This is a genomic window from Pseudomonas tensinigenes (assembly GCF_014268445.2).
Lineage (GTDB): Bacteria > Pseudomonadota > Gammaproteobacteria > Pseudomonadales > Pseudomonadaceae > Aquipseudomonas > Aquipseudomonas tensinigenes.
In genome coordinates this window covers 1,558,232-1,576,469 of record NZ_CP077089.1, presented here as the reverse complement: position 1 = coordinate 1,576,469, position 18,238 = coordinate 1,558,232, and the positions used below count along the sequence as shown (strand labels likewise).

Sequence of the window (18,238 nt, the reverse complement as noted above, 5' to 3'; positions counted from 1 at the left end):
GGAGGCTCTTGAATCAGGGGCTGATGACGCGGCCCTGGTGATCGACCAACGGGCCGCTGAAATGCACGCCGGAAGCGTCGATAGTCAGGCCGACGGCACCGAGTTGCAGGGTGATGATTTGTGGTGTCATCGCTAACCGGGCCGGGCCGATGCTCAGCTCCAGCGATTCGCGTGAACCGCTGAAAGCTGCCGGGCCGTTTTGCCAGTGCAGGATGTGGGTGGCGTCGTCATAGCCGCTTTCGCTGCCGTCCTTATGCACGCGACGGGTCAGCGTCGGGATCGTAGAGGCTGGTGGAAAACGATCGCTGTTCAGACCGAACAGCGCCACGGATTGCGCACCACTTTCGCCGCTGCCGTAGTTGAACAGCAGACACTGCTCGCCCACCGTCGGAATCCGCGATTCACTTTGTGCGCCGGCGCTGGGGTTGAAAAACTTGATGGCCGGCGTGAGCAAGCCACCGTGACTGACCTGACAGGTGTTGCTCGCAGCGTCGACTGTCTGGCAAATGCCGATACGGCAGAAGCTTTCGGCACGGCGGTGCAGATCGTCGATTTCCGCTTCCATTTCGGCCAGGCGTTCGATGATCGGACCCAGCTGCATACGCAGTAATGCGTCGAACATCGGTCAGGCCTCCAGCGCGGTGTATTGGTCGGGGTCGTCGATATTGCTGACTTCCCAGGTGCGAGCGAATTTCGGCGTACCCAGCGGGTCGTCGAACAAGGTCGGGCCGAGGTAGAGGGTCTGATCGAACGTCAGGGTCCAGGTCTTGTATGGCTGGTCAGCGCGGACCAGCAGCGACGGCAGACCATCAATATTCATCGGCAGATCGCATTGATCGCCGGGCAGGTTCCAGCAGTTGTCAGTAATCAGGTTTTTCAGCACCGCGATCAGATCGCATGCTGAAAATGCGCTGGCGGCAAGAGCCGGGATGACTTGCAGGGAAACCGTCATGACATGAGCAATTCGCCCGTCAGCGGCACGCACTCCCGGTCCATTGCGGTCGAAGTCGATCAGCACCCAGGCCTGATCGCCCGGTGCAGTGAAATCATCATGATTGCCGACGCTGAGGTTGAGTCCGGTAGTGTTGCGCAGTGTCGTCGCGATGGCTGTAAACAGTTGCGACGGCTGCTGGATCGGTGTGGGCATACATGACCTCCTTTTCAATCGTCCACGCGCAGCCCTGCCGCCAAAATGGCGGCACGGAGAAGTACTGAGGTTAAGGGTGGTCGCGAGGCGGGATGTCGCAGACGCCGATGCGCTTGGCGGCCCAGCGTTCGTACAACCCGATGGCGACGTCGGCGCCGGCCATCGCGGTCAGGCAACCGAATGCGCCAGCCGCCCAGATCGACATGCCAGCGGCATACAGCAGCATGATCGCCGACACGCCGCAGATCATGCAGGCGCCCGAGCGCAGGGCCAGGCGCCGCAGCAATGACCAGCCGCGAGCGCCCTCCTTGTCGGCGCGCCACATTTCGCCGGACACCCCGCCAACGACGGCAAGGAGGATGACCAGCCAGATCGGCATGTCGGCCAGGGCTTGTTGCTCATTTGTCATGTCACGCCTCCGGGGTAGCGTTGAGGAACCAAGAAATTGTGAGCAGACCCGATGCATCGAGGTCATCTCTCTCACGTTTGAGTAAAACCAACGCTCCCCGTCTACAGGCGTTACAAACGCTCGACAATGACGTCATCAATGAAGGCAAAGTTGGCGTACGGGTTCTGCTCGTTGGAAAACGCCAGCGTTGTCTGCGGCGTGGTTGCGGTGAAATCGTAGGTCAGGGTGGCCCATTCAACTGCAACGCCTTTGGCGGTCGGCGTGTTGAAGGTCGCGGTTTGTCCTGCCACTTTCATCTGGATGATGCCGTCGCCCGAGCGACTGGCAAACCGCGAATTGCCCGCACTGAAGGTCACCCGGTATTTGGCGCCCACGGTCGTGGCGAAGTTCTGCTGTATTCCACCGCCGTTGCCGTACACGTAGTTGGCCAAGTCAACGATCATCACGCCATCTGCTGCAACAGAGCCGCCAATCGCATTGGGCATGTTGAAATATTCGGCACCAGACAGAAATGTCGTCCAGCCTGTGATGGCGTTGGCTTTTGCGGGAGTGTCCAGAATGCAGCCTGCGCCGCAGGTTGATTGCTCGAAACTGCCGTTCACCAACAGATTGGCAGCCAGTGCGTTTGTACCTGTGCCGAGCAGTACAAAAGTCGTGAACAGCGCAGCGATTTTATTGTTCAACATGGTTTGTTTTTCATCCCTGATAAATTTCGGAATTGGTTTGGGTCTTCTGGCTCAAGGAACCAGACTGCACGATGGGTCTGCTTTCACGGCAGACTTGATGCCTCAGTAAGGAGCGACCGGCCACATGATGTTTGCCGGGTAACCCGACTGTTTATCGATGTCGCTGAGAGCGATGCAGTACTGTTTGTGAGCCAGCAGCCGGGCCTGCTCTTCTGCCGTGGCCATGGCCAGATCAACCTTGAACTGCAACGAGTTCATCAACAGCCAGTTGGCGGCCGTATTCAGCAGTTGCCATTTCTGCTGCTCGGCTTCATTTCGCAACTCTTCCTCGGTCGGTGGAGAAAAGGTCCAGATTCCGTTGAATGTGGCTCCCCACCCCACTCGAACATCCGAGCCGGTGACATCAACCCAGACGGAGGCTGGCGAAGCCGGTGCTTCAGGAGCGATTTCGCTCTCTTTCAGTTGGACCACTCTGTTGTATTCAACCAGTGCATAAAGATTCATGTGCATTCCTTGATGTGTGTTTTTCAATGCATGTCGTGTTTGATCAGGCAGGCATTCCAAAAAGCCCGGCGCTTGCACCCCGGGCTTTTCAGTAATGCGCTCCTTCGCCTTCCTTCCAATCCTGTGTTCAAGAAGGAAGCTGACTTTTCGGCGCTACTGGCGCGGTACGAGTCCATTCAAATTGTTTTTCCGACCGCGGTCCCTGCCCGCCGGATAACTGCTTCTGGTGCTTTACGCTGCACACCCGGGTCAGTTGCCAACCCTCTGAACCGTTGAGGCCGGTTCATCGCTGCCTGTTCTTGTGGAACTAAAGAGCTTTCTTGCCAGCCGCTTTGTCGAGCGGCTTGGTGGCAAGGATATGCATGTATGCATATCCAGTCAATGCGTAAATGCATTTATTTATGCATGAGAAATGCGCAGATGCATGAAAGCCCCGCAACGCAAGGGTTTGGCGGTTTCATCAAGGCGAAAAAAAACCCGCCAATGGACGGGTTTATCTGAAAAGGGTCGGGTTAGCGGGCGTACATGCCCCACCAGAAGACGTGACCGAGAATGACGATCTGCTCTTCCTGGATTTCCTGGAAGCTGTAGTCCTCGTCCGGGTGTTCATCGCGATTGAAGCTGCGCAGACGAATGCCGGTAGGCAAGCGGTAGAGTTGCTTCACACGCAACTGGCCATTGTGATTGATTGCGTACAGGTCGCCATCAATGATGTCGCCGATGCCGCACTTGCCGGCGTTGACGCCGACGGTGGCGCCATCACGCAACACCGGCAACATGCTGTTGCCGCGCACCGTCACGCATTTGGCCTGGTCGAACTGCACACCGTTATGACGCAGGCTGCGCTTGCCGAAGCGCAGGCTAGAGCGCTCGCTCTCTTCGATGACGAATCTTCCTGATCCAGCAGCCAATTCAACCTCGCGAAGGAACGGCACCGATACTTCGTCATCATCGACAGGCGTATCGTCGTCCCACAGCATTATGTCCTTGAGTTCCGCGTGCACGTCATCACGCACGGCACCGGCCGACGGCGTGACATCCGCGCGCCCGCGCAATTGATCGGTGCTCACGGCGAAGTACTCGGCGATCTTCGAGATATGTTTATCCGAGGGATCGACGATCTTCCCGCTGAGAATCCGCGAGAGAGTGGATTGAGGCACGCCGGTGCGACGGTGGAGCTCCGTGGGGGAGATCCCGTGCTGGTCGAGCAGTGCTCTTAAGACGGAGGCTACGTTGCGTTTTTGCATAACGCGCATAGTGCTTGAAGTTTTTAACGAAGACAAATGCTGAATTGCATAAATCGTGCATAAATCACATATTTATTGCACATGGCGTTTATCCACCGCTATGCAGGGGCCCGCGGAGCCTCTGCAGTCTTGTGGTCAGTGCGTCACCACCTCGAAGCACGAAAACACGGGCAGACTCGTGTTAGACCTGTGAGCGCTTAGTCTCGCAATACAAGACCATTGCCCTTTCAGATTGCCCGAAGGCTTTTTGAATAATGTGCAGCGGATACATTACCTTTTCATTCAAAAGCAAGCCGAGGAACTTGGGAAAGGTGGTTTTCATGGGAACACCACGGATACCAGACTGTTTGGTCCGATCAACCATGCTCAGCGAGAGCTTTCTGGATTCACTGCGTTTCACAATGAAGTTTGACAGGGGAAACAAGATATTAGAGACCGGATACGTTAGCCCGGCAAGGTGAACAACATCCATGCCTTCTTTACCGAAGACGCTAATCGCCGCCTCCCGACTGTATCGGCGGTAGTGACCAGCTATTTCGTCCTCAATCCCCCAATGGGCAGGAGAACCCGGAACGATAGCAATCAGTGTCCCATCCGCAGTGAGACAATTACGACCGTGGCATATAAAAGAACGCTGTCCCTCATCATCGAAGTGCTCCATGACCATGCATGAAATCACGAGGTCACATGGCTCGATCGGTGCCATCAACCAATCACCCACGACAACATCGTAACTGCCATCGGCAATTTGGTCAGCGAAACGTCTACGCTACGTCTCTGCCGTTGTCGTGGACAAGTCATAAGCTCTGCCGTGCCACCCAAGTGACAGAAGTAGATGAGAGACATGACCTGCGCCTGCGCCAATCTCAATGAATTTTCCTGGCTTCAACCCAGATAACCGTTCTTTGAGGTACATCAATTGCGGAATCGAGCCGGGTGGTAAAACGTCCATGAGGGTCTCCAGTGCGGATGACAAGCTTCTCACCACTCGCACACCTCGCCCCAATGGAGTGGTGGTGTCATTGGCTCAATCGGGCAAAATCTTAATCAAGCTATGGCCCAACCAAGCTACGCCGGTATACTTCGAGAATGCTCCGCGCCCAAGATTTTTTCCATTTCGAGTATTCCACAAAATGAAGCTCTCAATAGTATCAACTTTGTATCAATCAGAAGAATATATTGATGAGTTTTACCGAAGATCAAAGATAACGGCGGAGAAGTACGCTGGAACCAGTTACGAAATAATCTTTGTAAATGACGGCTCCCCTGATGACAGCGTAAAAATTGCTATAGAAATAGCAAAAATAGACAAGCACGTCACCGTAATCGATTTATCGCGAAACTTCGGACACCACAAAGCAATGATGACGGGTCTAGCACACTCAAGTGGTGAACATGTATTTTTAGTTGACAGCGACTTAGAAGAGGAGCCTGAATGGCTCAGCACATTTGCTGAAGCCATTCACAGCGACAGTGACCTGGACGTCGTTTACGGAACACAAGGCAAGCGAAAAGGCGGTCTAGTTGAGAAAATTTCTGGCAACCTATACTATCGATTGTTCAGAGCGCTCACAGGCATAGATCAGCCAGACAATATAGTTACAGCACGCCTAATGTCACGTCGATATGTCGATGCGCTGCTTATGCATAAAGAACGCGAACTGAATATTGGTGGAATCTGGGTGATTACCGGATTCAAACAATCGCCGATTGAAATAACAAAACACGCCACAAGCCCCACAACTTATTCACTTCGAAGAAAAATCAGTCATTTGGTTAACGCGGTGACTGCATTCAGCAGTGCCCCTCTGGTATTCACCTTTTACTCAGGACTCATCATCTCGATGACAGCGCTGGCGTTCATACTTTTATTGACACTCCAGTACCTGACACACTCGACAGTTCCCAGTGGTTACACTTCAATAGTTGCCTCGATCTGGCTTTTTTCCGGTTTTATTATCTTCTTTCTTGGCATTCAGGGAATCTACATATCAAAAATATTCACGGAAATAAAGCAGCGGCCTTATACCATCATAAAGTCCATTCACAAATCAGGGACCGAAGATGCATAGCCACATACCCACGCAAAGCTATGGGATCCTGCTTAAAAAATCCGCAGACAACTTTCTTGACTTGGCTGCGGAACAAGTGCGCTCTTTGGGGTATGCCGTTATCCCTTCAGGGATTAGTGCTGACGCACTCACCAGTTTCCAAATGGACTTTGACTCCAATCACACTCAGTGCATCGAAAAATATGGATTGGACACATTAGCATCTATCGATGAATTAAACACCGTGCGCGCACCGTTAACTCACGGCCCAAAGTCATTCATGCAGATTGCAACAAACTAGAAATTTCTATCTCTCGTGGGAAAACCAATACTTGGCCAAGTCATATTAAACCAGCAAAACAGCATTATAAATCCACCACAAAAAAACTATAACCAAGGTGCATGGCACAGAGATCTGCCTTATCAACACTTCACATCAAGCAGTCCGATTGCAATCAATGCAATATTTTGTGTTGACAACTTTACAAAGGCTAACGGCGCAACATTTGTTCTACCGGCATCGCACAAATCCAGTAAATCCCCTTCACTGGACTACATAAAGAAAAATGCGATACAAGTGGAAGCAAATGCTGGCGATTTGATTGTTTTGGACTGCATGCTTTTTCATGCCGGAGGTTTCAACTCAACAAATGTCGCACGACGAGGCGTCAACCACGCATACACAATTCCTTTTTTCAAGCAGCAAATAAACTTACCTGACAATGTTGATCCAGACCAACTGTCGGAAGAAGAAAAAAAACTTCTTGGCTTCAGATACAGCGAGCCTAAGACGATATCTGACTTTCTCAATAAAAGACCAAAAATATAACGCCCTCTTCAACCAATTGAAGACAGAGCATTGCACCATTGATATATCCAGCAAATCACTCTACTGCTGAAAGGTGCCACGCCTTTCAGCAAATGCATTCACGCTTCCTTGAAACATCCGGATCCCGGCGATTTGAACACCACCAATTAATACGAAAACCACCTCTTTCGCAGGCGGCTGAAATACCTAAGCGTGAGTTTAAAACCTACCACTCGAAGGTATCAACGCGACATATGCTGTATTGGTGTGCCTCATCGACATGCTTGCACCCTGTATTCTGCCCGTAAGTAGATATCGTGCGTTTACAGCAAGGACTACAGACGAGCCGCTGGTTACAACGCGCAGAAGCTCTGCAAGCATCCTGACGCCACAATGACACGATCTAAACTCCGTCGGCCCAAAGTCAGCATTGGCCTGCTGCCAACAATGCCGAAAAAATCCCTGTAGTATTAGGCAGATGTGAGTTGTCAAATATACAGGCAGAGCTGAATCCCACGTATGACCGATCTTTCAAACCACACTCCAATGATGCAGCAGTACTGGCGCCTGAAGAATCAGCACCCGGACCAGTTGATGTTCTACCGCATGGGCGACTTCTACGAGATCTTCTACGAAGACGCGAAGAAGGCGGCCAAGTTGCTCGACATCACTCTGACCGCGCGCGGACAGTCGGCTGGGCAGGCGATTCCGATGTGTGGCATTCCTTACCACGCGGCGGAAGGCTATCTGGCGAAACTGGTCAAGCTTGGCGAATCGGTGGTGATCTGCGAGCAGGTTGGTGACCCGGCGACCAGCAAAGGCCCGGTTGAGCGTCAGGTCGTGCGCATCCTCACGCCGGGTACGGTCAGTGATGAGGCGCTGCTAGACGAGCGCCGCGACAACTTGATCGCTGCGCTGCTGGGTGATGAGCGTCTGTTCGGTCTGGCCGTGCTGGACATCACCAGCGGCAGCTTCAGCGTGTCGGAAATCAAAGGTTGGGAGAACCTGCTCGCGGAACTGGAGCGGATCAATCCGGTTGAATTGCTGATCCCGGATGACTGGCCAAGGGATCTGCCAGCGGAAAAACGCCGTGGCGTCAGTCGTCGTGCGCCGTGGGATTTCGAGCGTGATTCAGCACTGAAAAGCCTTTGCCAGCAGTTCTCCACCCAAGACCTGAAGGGCTTTGGTTGCGAGAACCTGACCCTGGCCATCGGCGCTGCCGGTTGCCTGTTGGCGTATGCCAAGGAAACCCAGCGTACTGCCCTGCCCCACCTGCGCAGCCTGCGCCACGAACGCTTGGATGACACTGTGGTGCTGGACGGTGCCAGCCGCCGCAATCTTGAACTGGACACCAATCTGGCCGGTGGCCGCGACAATACCTTGCAATCGGTGGTCGACCGTTGCCAGACCGCCATGGGCAGCCGTTTGCTGACCCGTTGGCTGAACCGTCCGCTGCGCGATCTGACCGTGCTGCTGGCGCGTCAGACCTCGATCACTTGCCTGCTCGATCGCTACCGGTTCGAAAAACTGCAACCGCAGCTCAAGGAAATCGGCGACATCGAGCGGATTCTGGCGCGGATCGGCCTGCGCAACGCGCGTCCTCGTGACCTTGCCCGCCTGCGCGACGCCCTTGGCGCACTGCCTGAACTGCAAGTGGCAATGACCGATCTGGAAGCGCCGCACTTGCAAGGTCTGGCGACCATCACCAGCACCTACCCGGATCTGGCGGCACTGCTGGAAAAAGCCATCATCGACAACCCGCCAGCGGTGATCCGTGACGGCGGCGTGCTGAAAACCGGTTACGACAGTGAACTCGACGAGCTGCAATCGCTGAGCGAGAACGCCGGCCAGTTCCTCATCGATCTCGAAGCCCGCGAGAAGGCCCGTACCGGTCTTAGCCATCTGAAAGTCGGCTACAACCGCATTCACGGCTACTTCATCGAGCTGCCAAGCAAGCAGGCCGAATCGGCGCCGGCGGATTACATCCGCCGCCAGACGCTGAAAGGCGCCGAGCGCTTCATCACGCCTGAGCTGAAAGAGTTCGAAGACAAGGCCCTCTCTGCCAAGAGCCGCGCCCTGGCGCGCGAGAAGATGCTCTACGAAGCGCTGCTGGAAGACCTGATCAGCCAGTTGCCACCGCTGCAGGACACCGCCGGTGCGCTGGCCGAACTCGACGTGTTGAGCAACCTCGCCGAGCGTGCGCTGAACCTCGACCTGAACTGCCCGCGCTTCGTCAGCGAGCCGTGCATGCGTATCACCCAGGGTCGTCACCCGGTGGTCGAGCAAGTGCTGACCACGCCGTTCGTGGCCAACGACCTGAGCCTCGATGACAACACGCGCATGCTGGTGATCACCGGCCCGAACATGGGTGGTAAATCCACCTACATGCGCCAAACCGCACTGATCGTGCTCCTGGCGCATATCGGCAGCTTCGTACCGGCGGCCAGTTGCGAACTGTCGCTTGTGGACCGTATCTTCACCCGCATTGGCTCCAGCGATGACCTCGCGGGCGGCCGTTCGACCTTCATGGTCGAAATGAGCGAAACCGCCAACATCCTGCACAACGCCACCGAGCGCAGCCTGGTGTTGATGGACGAAGTTGGCCGTGGCACCAGCACCTTCGACGGGCTGTCGCTGGCATGGGCGGCGGCGGAGCGTCTGGCTCATTTGCGCGCCTATACGCTGTTCGCTACGCACTACTTCGAACTGACCGTGTTGCCCGAAGCCGAGCCATTGGTGGCCAACGTCCACTTGAACGCCACCGAGCACAACGAACGCATCGTGTTCCTGCACCACGTGCTGCCCGGCCCGGCCAGCCAGAGCTATGGCCTGGCAGTGGCGCAATTGGCCGGTGTGCCGAGCGAAGTGATCGTGCGTGCCCGCGAGCACCTGAGCCGACTGGAAGAAACCGCTTTGCCGCATGAAGCGCCGAAACCTGCGGCCAAGGGCAAACCGGCGACGCCACAGCAAAGCGACATGTTCGCCAGCCTGCCGCATCCGGTACTCGATGAGCTGGCTAAACTGGATCTGGATGACCTGACTCCGCGTCGTGCGCTCGAAATGCTCTATGCACTGAAGAACCGGATATAAGCACTGAAGAAGCGGATATAACGCAAACGGCTTCAAGCTGTTAGAATCTCGCGCGGTTTGGGATGCTGCTGGCTAATAGCCTGGCCAGCAGGTATCGCTCCCGAACCTGGCGACCCCAACCGTGAAGGGGCAACGCTGCCGCCGCCTGAGGAGAAAATTAGAAATGACCTTCGTCGTCACCGACAACTGCATCAAGTGCAAGTACACCGACTGCGTAGAAGTCTGTCCGGTGGACTGCTTTTACGAAGGCCCGAATTTCCTGGTGATTCACCCGGATGAGTGCATCGACTGCGCCCTGTGCGAACCGGAATGCCCGGCTGTAGCCATCTTCTCCGAGGACGAAGTTCCGGAAGAGATGCAGGAGTTCATTCAACTCAACGTTGAGCTGGCTGAAATCTGGCCAAACATCACCGAGAAGAAAGAATCGCTGCCGGATGCCGAAGAGTGGGATGGCGTCAAAGGCAAGATCAAAGACCTCGAACGCTGATTTGCCCCGCGCTCGAATGAAAAGGCCCCTTGCGGGCCTTTTTGCTTTTCAGCGCTGTGCTTTTTTGCAGGCAAAAAAAGGGGCGGTATGACCCGCCCACATTTTTTCCCTATTCCCTGTATTCCTTTTCATCGTCCTGATGAATCGCGTCCTGCGATGTCCATTCCCCTCATCCTTGAAGGGCGTGTCTGTCCGTCGACACAACACGGATACTAGAGAATTCCCCGGCGAGAGCAATCGGCCCTGATACCGCAAAAGCGCTGTAATAAGCACTTCACATTAAAAAATAAATATATAAATCAATAAGTTAAATAATCACGCCGAGGATAATCGACGTCTGCCGTCTTGTAAAAATAGTGAACACCTACGAAAGAGTAAGCCAAGGCTTACACCGCGAGACTACAAACGATGGAATTGCCAACCGTACGTCCGGCAATAAACAGGGATGTGGGATAGCCAACAAATCCGGGTCAACAAAAAGCCCCGAACCAGTCGGGGCTTTTTGCGGGCGGGCGTGTGAGGCGCTTACTGAAACAGCGACTCGCTCGACAGGCCATTCTTCTCGAGGATTTCACGAAGGCGTTTGAGGCCTTCTACCTGGATCTGCCGTACCCGTTCCCGGGTCAGACCGATCTCCAGGCCTACGTCTTCCAGCGTGCTGCTCTCGTGACCGCGCAGACCGAAGCGGCGCACAACCACCTCGCGCTGCTTGTCGGTCAGCTCAGACAGCCATTGATCAATGCTCTGCGACAGGTCGTCATCCTGCAGCAGTTCGCACGGATCGGTCGGACGATCATCGGTAAGGGTGTCCAGCAGGGTTTTATCCGAATCCGGACCCAGCGAGACGTCGACCGAAGAAACCCGTTCGTTCAGGCCCAGCATGCGCTTGACCTCACCCACCGGTTTTTCCAGCAGGTTGGCAATTTCTTCGGGTGAAGGTTCGTGGTCGAGCTTTTGCGTCAGCTCCCGTGCGGCCCGCAGGTACACATTCAACTCTTTGACCACGTGAATCGGCAACCGGATGGTCCGGGTCTGATTCATGATTGCGCGTTCGATGGTCTGACGAATCCACCAGGTTGCGTAGGTCGAGAAGCGGAAGCCGCGCTCGGGATCGAACTTTTCCACCGCGCGGATCAGCCCGAGGTTGCCCTCTTCGATCAGATCCAGCAGCGACAGCCCCCGATTGACGTAACGCCGGGCGATTTTGACCACCAGCCGCAGGTTACTTTCAATCATGCGCTTGCGCCCGGCCGGATCGCCACTTTGCGACAATCGCGCAAAATGTACTTCTTCCTCGGGAGAGAGCAATGGGGAAAAGCCGATTTCGTTGAGATACAACTGCGTGGCATCAAGTGCCCGCGTGTAGTCGATGTACTTATGTTGTTTAAGTGAAGCGGAGTGTTTGGATTTGGAACGAACGGAAGGTGGAGCAGCCCCTTCATCATTCGACATCGAAGATTCCGAATCGATGCCGGTCTCCATAAGGAGAACCTCATCGTCGATGTCAAACTCCGGCACTTCTTTACTGAGAGCCATTGTTATAGTCCTTTGGTGAGTTCGACCCCAAGCTCAAGCGACGCCTTTATCCTTGGCAGCGCTGGAGCCTGTCCCCTCTACGCGACGGAACAGGCTGGCTTACAAATCAACGTCTTGGCAGGAACTGCAGCGGATCTACAGGTTTACCTTGGCGGCGAATCTCAAAATGCAGTTTCACCCGGTCCGTACCCGTTGACCCCATTTCGGCAATTGTCTGTCCGACCTTGACCTGCTGTCCCTCCCGAACCAACAGCCTGCGGTTATGGCCGTAGGCACTGACGTAGGTTTCGCTGTGTTTGATGATGACTAATTCGCCGTAGCCCCTTAAGCCACTCCCGGCGTATACCACCGTCCCATCAGACGCAGCTAAAACAGGCTGTCCCAAATCCCCGGCGATATCAATTCCTTTATTCAAACTACCGTTTGAAGAGAATTTTCCAATCAGAATGCCATTAGATGGCCACCCCCAGCCGGTCGGGGCCGGGCCTGCCGGAGGCAGTGGCGCAGGTGCCGGTTTGTTCGCGACGGACGGTACAGCCCCAGTAGAACCGGTGGTTGTAGTGGTAGTCGTGCCATTTGCCTGGCGCCGGATTACCGTGGTTTTGCTCGACGAAGAAGGCGAAGAACTGCTGTTGCTCACCACCGCCGTCGGCGTTGAACCGGTGCGGCCATCAAAGCGAATTGTCTGACCCGGATGGATCGTATACGGCGTAGGAATATTGTTCCGGGCCGCGAGGGCTTTGTAGTCCCAACCATAGCGAAACGCGATCGAAAACATCGTATCGCCGGGACGGACTACATATTGTCCGGTTGTCACGGTAGGACGCTGGGCCACCGCGTTGTTGCGATCAACTACCCGGACATTGCTCGATTTGGTGCTGGAGCAACCGACCAGCAAGGTGCTCAAGACAAGGCCAGTCACCAGGCGCTGAAAGCTCGTGTTACCCATACGCTGCGCAATGACTGTGAGACTCACCCGCCGCTCCCTTTGTGGTGGCTGAAAAATGTGAAATGCCGAATTCCGGCATGAGGTGTCGCCAGTATAACGGGCCGGATCGGCTTTACCTTTAATGAAGCGAAATCGCTTCGCGCACACGTTTGCAAGTGGACAGTCTGCTGCGTTTAAACCATCACCGCCGATGTAAGACACAAGCGAACGAAAGGAATTCAGCACCCTTGAACAAATGCTCAGGCCAGCGGCCCGTTGAGCAAAGGCACGAAACGCACTGCACCCAAAACATGGCGGGAGAAGCCGTTTTCTTCACGCACGATCAGCATCAATTGCTGCACCTCTCCAGAGCCGACCGGAATCACCATGCGGCCTCCCGGAGCCAACTGATCAAGCAAGGCTTGCGGTACATCCGTGGCCACGGCGGTGACGATGATGCCGTTATAAGGCGCCAGCGCCGGCCAGCCTTCCCAACCATCGCCCCAACGGAACACCACGTTGCGCAGATTCAGTTCAACCAGGCGTTCCTTGGCGCGGTCCTGCAGCACCTTGATCCGCTCGACCGAGAACACTCGCTCGACCAGTTGCGACAACACGGCTGTCTGGTAACCCGAACCGGTACCGATTTCCAATACCTTATCAAGTGGCCCCGCCTCCAACAGCAGCTCGCTCATGCGTGCCACCATATAAGGCTGGGATATCGTCTGGTTATTGCCGATCGGCAGCGCCGTGTCTTCATAGGCGCGATGGGCAAGCGCTTCATCGACGAACAGGTGACGCGGCGTGCGCCGAATCACTTCCAGCACCTTGGCGTTGGACACACCTTCTTCGTAGAGGCGCTGGATCAGACGCTCACGGGTGCGCTGAGAGGTCATGCCGATACCGCTGCGCAGGCGGTCTTCATGTTCACGGGCCATCAGCGCAATCCCTCCAGCCAGCCGTCGAGGCTTCTGAACGCATCGTTAAAGGTGCGATCGAGCTGCAACGGGGTGATGGAAACGTAGCCCTGCATCACCGCATGGAAGTCCGTGCCCGGGCCGCCGTCTTCGGCGTCGCCGGCTGCAGCAATCCAGTAACCGGCCTTGCCACGCGGATCGACCACTTTCATCGGCGCTGCCGCTCTGGCGCGGTGGCCGAGGCGGGTCAACTGAATACCGCGAATATGGTCGATCGGCAGATTGGGAATGTTCACGTTGAGCACCGTGCGCGGCGGCAGATCCAGCCCGGCGTGGGCCTCGACCAGTTTGCGCGCAAAGTATGCCGCTGTCGGCAGATTGTCCACCTGCCGCGAAACCAGCGAAAAAGCGAACGACGGGCGCTCGAGAAAACGTCCCTCAAGGGCGGCCGCCACTGTCCCGGAATACAGCACATCATCGCCCAGGTTGGCGCCGAGATTGATCCCGGACACCACCATGTCCGCTTCACGCTCAAGCAAGCCGTTGAGGCCCAGATGAACGCAATCGGTCGGCGTGCCATTGAGGCTGATAAAGCCGTTGGCCAGGTATTGCGGGTGCAGCGGACGGTCGAGCGTCAGCGAACTGCTGGCGCCGCTTTTGTCCTGCTCCGGGGCGATAACCACGCATTCGGTGTAATCCGCCAGCGCAGCATAAAGCGCGGCGAGACCGGGTGCGGTTACCCCATCGTCGTTAGAAATCAGAATACGCATGGGCTGTCCGTCTGCCCCACCGGCACCAGATCAACGAGTTCGCGCACCAATACGGTGGCGAAGCATCCGGCCGGGAGGACGAATTCCAGTTGCAGAATGTCAGGCTGGGGATAATGCCACGTCAACCCGCCAATGGGCAGCCGCAGGATGCGACGTTCGTGGCTCATGCCGGCATGAACCAACCAATCGCGCAGCTCCGCCTCGCGTGCGGCGATCCCCTGCTCCAGATCATGGACAGCGCCTGCGGTCGGCGAGTCACCTTCGCCCCACTGCGGACCGGTCGGATGCAGGTCAAGAATCGCCAGACGCGGGTCACTGCACTCAGCCTCACCAGCCGGGAAAAAACTGCGGCTGTCGGTGAACGCCAGCAGATCGCCGACCTGGGCTTTTTGCCAAGTGCCATCAGCTACCCGCGCGGCAAGCACCTGATTGAACAGAAAACTGCGCGCGGTCGAGAGCAAGCGCGAACGCACATTACGTTGCTCAGGCAAGGCTTTGCGCGCGGCCCACGCACGCGCATCAACGACGTTGCCGCCGTCATGGCCGAAACGCTGGGCGCCGAAATAATTGGGTATGCCTTGTTTGGCGATCAGTTGCAGACGCTCTTCGATAGCAGCTTTGTCGCCGGCGAATTGGGTCAGGCGCAAGGTGAAACCATTGGCCGAATGCGCGCCGCGTTGCAGTTTGCGTTTGTGGCGGGTGGTCTTGAGGATCTTCAGCGTGTCGTTTTCCGCCGCTGACAGATCCGGATCTGCCTTGCCCGGCAATTGCACGCTGAACCACTGGCGGGTCAGCGCCTGACGATCCTTGAGACCGGCATAGCTGACGGTGCGCAACGGCACCCCGGCTGCCTTGGCGATACGCCGTGCGGCCTCTTCAGTGTTGAGGCCGCGTTTTTCCACCCAGATCCACAGGTGCTCGCCGTCGCCGCTGAACGGGATGTCGAGGACTTCATCCACCTGAAAATCTTCAGCGATGGCTTTCAGTACCGCAGTGCCGAGAGGTTCGCCATAGGCCCGCGGGCCGAGCAATTGCAGTTCATTCATGCGCGCAGCAACAAGGCAACGGAGTGCACGGCAATGCCTTCTTCGCGACCGACAAAGCCGAGCTTTTCGGTGGTGGTAGCTTTCACGTTCACTTGATCCAACTCAACTTGTAGATCCGCCGCGATCAACGCGCGCATCGATTCGATATGCGGGGCCATTTTCGGCGCCTGGGCAACGATGGTGTTATCGACGTTGCCGACTTTCCAGCCTTTGGCATGGATCAACGCGACCACATGACGCAGCAGCGCACGGCTGTCGGCGCCCTTGAATTGCGGGTCGGTGTCCGGGAAGTGTTTGCCGATATCACCCAGCGCCGCAGCGCCGAGCAAGGCATCGCTCAAGGCGTGCAGCAGGACGTCACCGTCGGAATGAGCGAGCAGCCCGAAGCTGTGTGCAATGCGCACGCCGCCCAGAGTAATGAAATCGCCTTCAGCGAAACGGTGCACATCATAGCCGTGGCCAATACGCATAAAAAAAACGCCCCGATTTTTGTCAGGGCGTGATTCTACCTGCATTAACCGCGCAGGGCGCGTGCGTGATGCTGCAAGTGGTCGTCTATAAAGCTTGAGATGAAGAAATAGCTGTGGTCGTAGCCCGGTTGCAGACGCAATGTCAGCGGATGGCCCGCTTGTTTTGCCGCTTGTTGCAGGGCTTCGGGTTTGAGCTGATTTTCGAGGAAGTCGTCGCGATCACCTTGATCAACCAGCAGCGGCAATTTTTCATCCGCTTCGGCGATCAGCGCGCAGGCATCCCACTCTTTCCACTTCGAACGATCTTCGCCCAAGTAGCGGGAGAACGCCTTTTGCCCCCACGGGCAATCCATCGGGTTGTTGATCGGCGAAAAAGCCGACACCGATTGGTAACGCCCAGGATTGCGCAACGCGCAGACCAACGCACCGTGGCCACCCATGGAGTGTCCGCTGATGCTGCGTTTGTCTGACGCTGGGAAATGCGCTTCAACCAGTGACGGCAATTCCTGCACGACATAGTCATGCATCCGATAGTGGCGCGACCAAGGTTCTTGCGTGGCATTCAGATAGAACCCGGCGCCGAGACCAAAATCCCAGGCGCCATCCGGATCGCCCGGCACATCCGGACCACGCGGGCTGGTGTCCGGCGCAACGATGATCAGACCCAGTTCGGCAGCCATGCGCATCGCGCCAGCCTTCTGCATGAAGTTTTCATCGGTGCAGGTCAGGCCTGACAGCCAGTACAGCACCGGCAGTTTGCCGCCCTGCTCCGCCTGCGGTGGCAGATACACGGCAAACACCATGTCGCAACCGAGCACGTCGGAGCGATGGCGATAGCGCTTGTGCCAACCGCCGAAACTTTTCTGACAGGAGATGTTTTCCAGACTCATGGGGGTTCTCCCAGCTGCAAGTGGCAAGCTTCGAGCTGCAAGCAAAGGCAAAAGCGGCCTGACTTGCAGCTTGAAGCTCGTAACTTGGGCTGCTTTTAGAAATGAATGACGGTACGGATGCTCTTGCCTTCGTGCATCAGGTCGAAGGCCTTGTTGATGTCTTCCAGGCCCATGGTGTGGGTGATGAAAGTATCCAGCGGGATCTCGCCGCTTTGCGCCATGTCGACGTAGCTTGGCAACTCGGTACGACCGCGCACGCCGCCGAACGCCGAACCGCGCCAGACGCGACCGGTGACCAACTGGAATGGACGGGTGGAGATTTCCTGACCGGCACCGGCAACGCCGATAATCACCGACTCGCCCCAACCTTTGTGGCAGCACTCAAGCGCTGCGCGCATCAGTTGCACGTTGCCGATGCATTCGAAGGAGAAGTCCACGCCGCCATCGGTCATGTCGACGATCACTTCCTGGATCGGACGATCGAAATCTTTCGGGTTCACGCAGTCGGTTGCGCCCAGTTGTTTGGCGATCTCGAACTTGGCCGGGTTGATGTCAATGGCGATGATGCGCGCAGCCTTGGCTTTCACCGCTCCGATCACTGCCGACAGACCGATGCCGCCCAGACCAAAGATGGCCACGGTGTCACCCGGTTTGACCTTGGCGGTGTTGAGCACGGCACCGATACCGGTGGTGACGCCGCAGCCCAGCAGGCAGACTTTTTCCAGTGGCGCATCCTTGGAGATCTTGGCCACGGAGATTTCCGGCAACACGGTGTATTCCGAGAACGTCGACGTACCCATGTAGTGGAAAATCGTTTCGCCCTTGTAGGAAAAGCGCGAAGTGCCGTCCGGCATCAAGCCTTTGCCTTGCGTTGCGCGAATTGCCTGACACAGATTGGTCTTGCCCGATTTGCAGAATTTGCACTGGCCGCATTCCGGGGTGTACAGCGGAATGACGTGATCGCCCACGGCAACCGAGGTCACGCCTTCGCCGATGGCTTCAACGATGGCGCCGCCTTCGTGACCGAGGATCGACGGGAAGATGCCTTCCGGATCAGCACCGGACAGGGTGTAGGCGTCGGTGTGGCAAACCCCGGAAGCCACCACGCGCAGCAGGACTTCACCGGCCTTGGGCATGGCGACGTCGACTTCTACGATTTCCAGCGGCTTCTTGGCCTCGAAGGCAACGGCGGCGCGCGACTTGATCATGCTGACTCTCCAGTGAATGCATTGAATAAAAAAAACCAGACAAG

Annotated in this window: 19 protein-coding genes; 4 read left to right on the top strand and 15 right to left on the bottom strand. The window is 56.3% G+C overall.

Going from position 1 to position 18,238, the window contains the following annotated elements; translation table 11 throughout:
* Positions 1 to 13 precede the first annotated feature (13 nt).
* From HU718_RS06835 to HU718_RS06805, 7 genes are all read right to left on the bottom strand, one after another.
* The gene (locus HU718_RS06835; protein WP_095119273.1) at positions 14 to 622 is read right to left on the bottom strand and encodes a phage baseplate assembly protein V; all 609 of its coding nucleotides are present in this window, start codon (positions 620 to 622) and stop codon (positions 14 to 16) included.
* A 3-nt stretch (positions 623 to 625) separates the two neighbouring features.
* Positions 626 to 1,147, bottom strand: a complete 522-nt coding sequence (locus HU718_RS06830) for a hypothetical protein (protein ID WP_150729649.1) — start codon at positions 1,145 to 1,147, stop codon at positions 626 to 628.
* Between the two features lie 70 nt (positions 1,148 to 1,217).
* Positions 1,218 to 1,556, bottom strand: coding sequence for a phage holin family protein (locus HU718_RS06825; RefSeq protein ID WP_102902624.1), 339 nt, complete (start codon positions 1,554 to 1,556; stop codon positions 1,218 to 1,220).
* Between the two features lie 110 nt (positions 1,557 to 1,666).
* Positions 1,667 to 2,242 (bottom strand): DUF642 domain-containing protein, encoded by a 576-nt coding sequence (locus tag HU718_RS06820; RefSeq protein WP_102902623.1) that lies wholly within the window; start codon positions 2,240 to 2,242, stop codon positions 1,667 to 1,669.
* Between the two features lie 102 nt (positions 2,243 to 2,344).
* Positions 2,345 to 2,746, bottom strand: coding sequence for a tail fiber assembly protein (locus HU718_RS06815; protein ID WP_150706090.1), 402 nt, complete (start codon positions 2,744 to 2,746; stop codon positions 2,345 to 2,347).
* A 512-nt stretch (positions 2,747 to 3,258) separates the two neighbouring features.
* Entirely contained in the window at positions 3,259 to 3,993 is a 735-nt protein-coding gene (locus HU718_RS06810) for an XRE family transcriptional regulator (RefSeq protein ID WP_064393160.1), read from the bottom strand.
* A gap of 181 nt (positions 3,994 to 4,174) precedes the next feature.
* Positions 4,175 to 4,714 (bottom strand): hypothetical protein, encoded by a 540-nt coding sequence (locus tag HU718_RS06805; protein ID WP_186612506.1) that lies wholly within the window; start codon positions 4,712 to 4,714, stop codon positions 4,175 to 4,177.
* A 229-nt stretch (positions 4,715 to 4,943) separates the two neighbouring features.
* Here HU718_RS06805 and HU718_RS06800 point away from each other — a divergent pair, with 229 nt between their 5' ends.
* The 4 genes from HU718_RS06800 (at position 4,944) to fdxA (ending at position 10,429) form a co-directional block, all read left to right on the top strand.
* Complete coding sequence (locus HU718_RS06800) at positions 4,944 to 6,065, top strand: glycosyltransferase family 2 protein (protein WP_224795084.1); 1,122 nt, start codon at positions 4,944 to 4,946, stop codon at positions 6,063 to 6,065.
* A gap of 295 nt (positions 6,066 to 6,360) precedes the next feature.
* Positions 6,361 to 6,873 (top strand): phytanoyl-CoA dioxygenase family protein, encoded by a 513-nt coding sequence (locus HU718_RS06795; RefSeq protein WP_186612504.1) that lies wholly within the window; start codon positions 6,361 to 6,363, stop codon positions 6,871 to 6,873.
* A 498-nt stretch (positions 6,874 to 7,371) separates the two neighbouring features.
* Positions 7,372 to 9,942, top strand: a complete 2,571-nt coding sequence (gene mutS / locus HU718_RS06790) for a DNA mismatch repair protein MutS (protein WP_186612502.1) — start codon at positions 7,372 to 7,374, stop codon at positions 9,940 to 9,942.
* A gap of 163 nt (positions 9,943 to 10,105) precedes the next feature.
* A complete protein-coding gene (fdxA, locus tag HU718_RS06785) occupies positions 10,106 to 10,429 on the top strand; it encodes a ferredoxin FdxA (RefSeq protein ID WP_007908827.1) in 324 nt (107 codons plus the stop codon).
* 525 nt (positions 10,430 to 10,954) lie between these two features.
* On the opposite strand, the gene rpoS is transcribed toward fdxA, so the two are convergent.
* The 8 genes from rpoS to HU718_RS06745 all read right to left on the bottom strand — a co-directional run bounded on the left by rpoS (position 10,955) and on the right by HU718_RS06745 (position 18,194).
* Positions 10,955 to 11,965, bottom strand: coding sequence for an RNA polymerase sigma factor RpoS (rpoS, locus tag HU718_RS06780; protein WP_038357938.1), 1,011 nt, complete (start codon positions 11,963 to 11,965; stop codon positions 10,955 to 10,957).
* A gap of 106 nt (positions 11,966 to 12,071) precedes the next feature.
* A complete protein-coding gene (locus HU718_RS06775) occupies positions 12,072 to 12,941 on the bottom strand; it encodes a peptidoglycan DD-metalloendopeptidase family protein (protein ID WP_095119278.1) in 870 nt (289 codons plus the stop codon).
* Positions 12,942 to 13,153: 212 nt separating this feature from the next.
* Positions 13,154 to 13,789, bottom strand: coding sequence for a protein-L-isoaspartate(D-aspartate) O-methyltransferase (locus HU718_RS06770; protein ID WP_172828219.1), 636 nt, complete (start codon positions 13,787 to 13,789; stop codon positions 13,154 to 13,156).
* 41 nt (positions 13,790 to 13,830) lie between these two features.
* On the bottom strand, positions 13,831 to 14,580 hold the full coding sequence (surE, locus tag HU718_RS06765) for a 5'/3'-nucleotidase SurE (protein ID WP_007908831.1): 750 nt from the start codon (positions 14,578 to 14,580) through the stop codon (positions 13,831 to 13,833).
* A complete protein-coding gene (truD, locus tag HU718_RS06760; protein ID WP_150792487.1) occupies positions 14,568 to 15,626 on the bottom strand; it encodes a tRNA pseudouridine(13) synthase TruD in 1,059 nt (352 codons plus the stop codon). The genes surE and truD overlap by 13 nt, the downstream gene beginning before the upstream one ends.
* The gene (ispF, locus tag HU718_RS06755; protein ID WP_034149878.1) at positions 15,623 to 16,096 is read right to left on the bottom strand and encodes a 2-C-methyl-D-erythritol 2,4-cyclodiphosphate synthase; all 474 of its coding nucleotides are present in this window, start codon (positions 16,094 to 16,096) and stop codon (positions 15,623 to 15,625) included. Before ispF ends, truD begins: the two co-directional genes overlap by 4 nt.
* Before the next feature lie 44 nt (positions 16,097 to 16,140).
* A complete protein-coding gene (gene fghA / locus HU718_RS06750; protein ID WP_110720135.1) occupies positions 16,141 to 16,986 on the bottom strand; it encodes an S-formylglutathione hydrolase in 846 nt (281 codons plus the stop codon).
* 95 nt (positions 16,987 to 17,081) lie between these two features.
* A complete protein-coding gene (locus HU718_RS06745) occupies positions 17,082 to 18,194 on the bottom strand; it encodes an S-(hydroxymethyl)glutathione dehydrogenase/class III alcohol dehydrogenase (RefSeq protein WP_008081726.1) in 1,113 nt (370 codons plus the stop codon).
* Positions 18,195 to 18,238 lie beyond the last annotated feature (44 nt).

What these genes read in the sequence shown, in the direction of transcription:
- HU718_RS06835 (WP_095119273.1), bottom strand. Translation starts at nt 622, where the DNA reads ATGTTCGACGCATTACTGCGTATGCAGCTGGGTCCGATCATCGAACGC.
- HU718_RS06830 (WP_150729649.1), bottom strand. Translation starts at nt 1,147, where the DNA reads ATGCCCACACCGATCCAGCAGCCGTCGCAACTGTTTACAGCCATCGCG.
- HU718_RS06825 (WP_102902624.1), bottom strand. Translation starts at nt 1,556, where the DNA reads ATGACAAATGAGCAACAAGCCCTGGCCGACATGCCGATCTGGCTGGTC.
- HU718_RS06820 (WP_102902623.1), bottom strand. Translation starts at nt 2,242, where the DNA reads ATGTTGAACAATAAAATCGCTGCGCTGTTCACGACTTTTGTACTGCTC.
- HU718_RS06815 (WP_150706090.1), bottom strand. Translation starts at nt 2,746, where the DNA reads ATGAATCTTTATGCACTGGTTGAATACAACAGAGTGGTCCAACTGAAA.
- HU718_RS06810 (WP_064393160.1), bottom strand. Translation starts at nt 3,993, where the DNA reads ATGCAAAAACGCAACGTAGCCTCCGTCTTAAGAGCACTGCTCGACCAG.
- HU718_RS06800 (WP_224795084.1), top strand. Translation starts at nt 4,944, where the DNA reads ATGAGGGTCTCCAGTGCGGATGACAAGCTTCTCACCACTCGCACACCT.
- mutS (WP_186612502.1), top strand. Translation starts at nt 7,372, where the DNA reads ATGACCGATCTTTCAAACCACACTCCAATGATGCAGCAGTACTGGCGC.
- fdxA (WP_007908827.1), top strand. Translation starts at nt 10,106, where the DNA reads ATGACCTTCGTCGTCACCGACAACTGCATCAAGTGCAAGTACACCGAC.
- rpoS (WP_038357938.1), bottom strand. Translation starts at nt 11,965, where the DNA reads ATGGCTCTCAGTAAAGAAGTGCCGGAGTTTGACATCGACGATGAGGTT.
- HU718_RS06770 (WP_172828219.1), bottom strand. Translation starts at nt 13,789, where the DNA reads ATGACCTCTCAGCGCACCCGTGAGCGTCTGATCCAGCGCCTCTACGAA.
- surE (WP_007908831.1), bottom strand. Translation starts at nt 14,580, where the DNA reads ATGCGTATTCTGATTTCTAACGACGATGGGGTAACCGCACCCGGTCTC.
- truD (WP_150792487.1), bottom strand. Translation starts at nt 15,626, where the DNA reads ATGAATGAACTGCAATTGCTCGGCCCGCGGGCCTATGGCGAACCTCTC.
- ispF (WP_034149878.1), bottom strand. Translation starts at nt 16,096, where the DNA reads ATGCGTATTGGCCACGGCTATGATGTGCACCGTTTCGCTGAAGGCGAT.
- fghA (WP_110720135.1), bottom strand. Translation starts at nt 16,986, where the DNA reads ATGAGTCTGGAAAACATCTCCTGTCAGAAAAGTTTCGGCGGTTGGCAC.
- HU718_RS06745 (WP_008081726.1), bottom strand. Translation starts at nt 18,194, where the DNA reads ATGATCAAGTCGCGCGCCGCCGTTGCCTTCGAGGCCAAGAAGCCGCTG.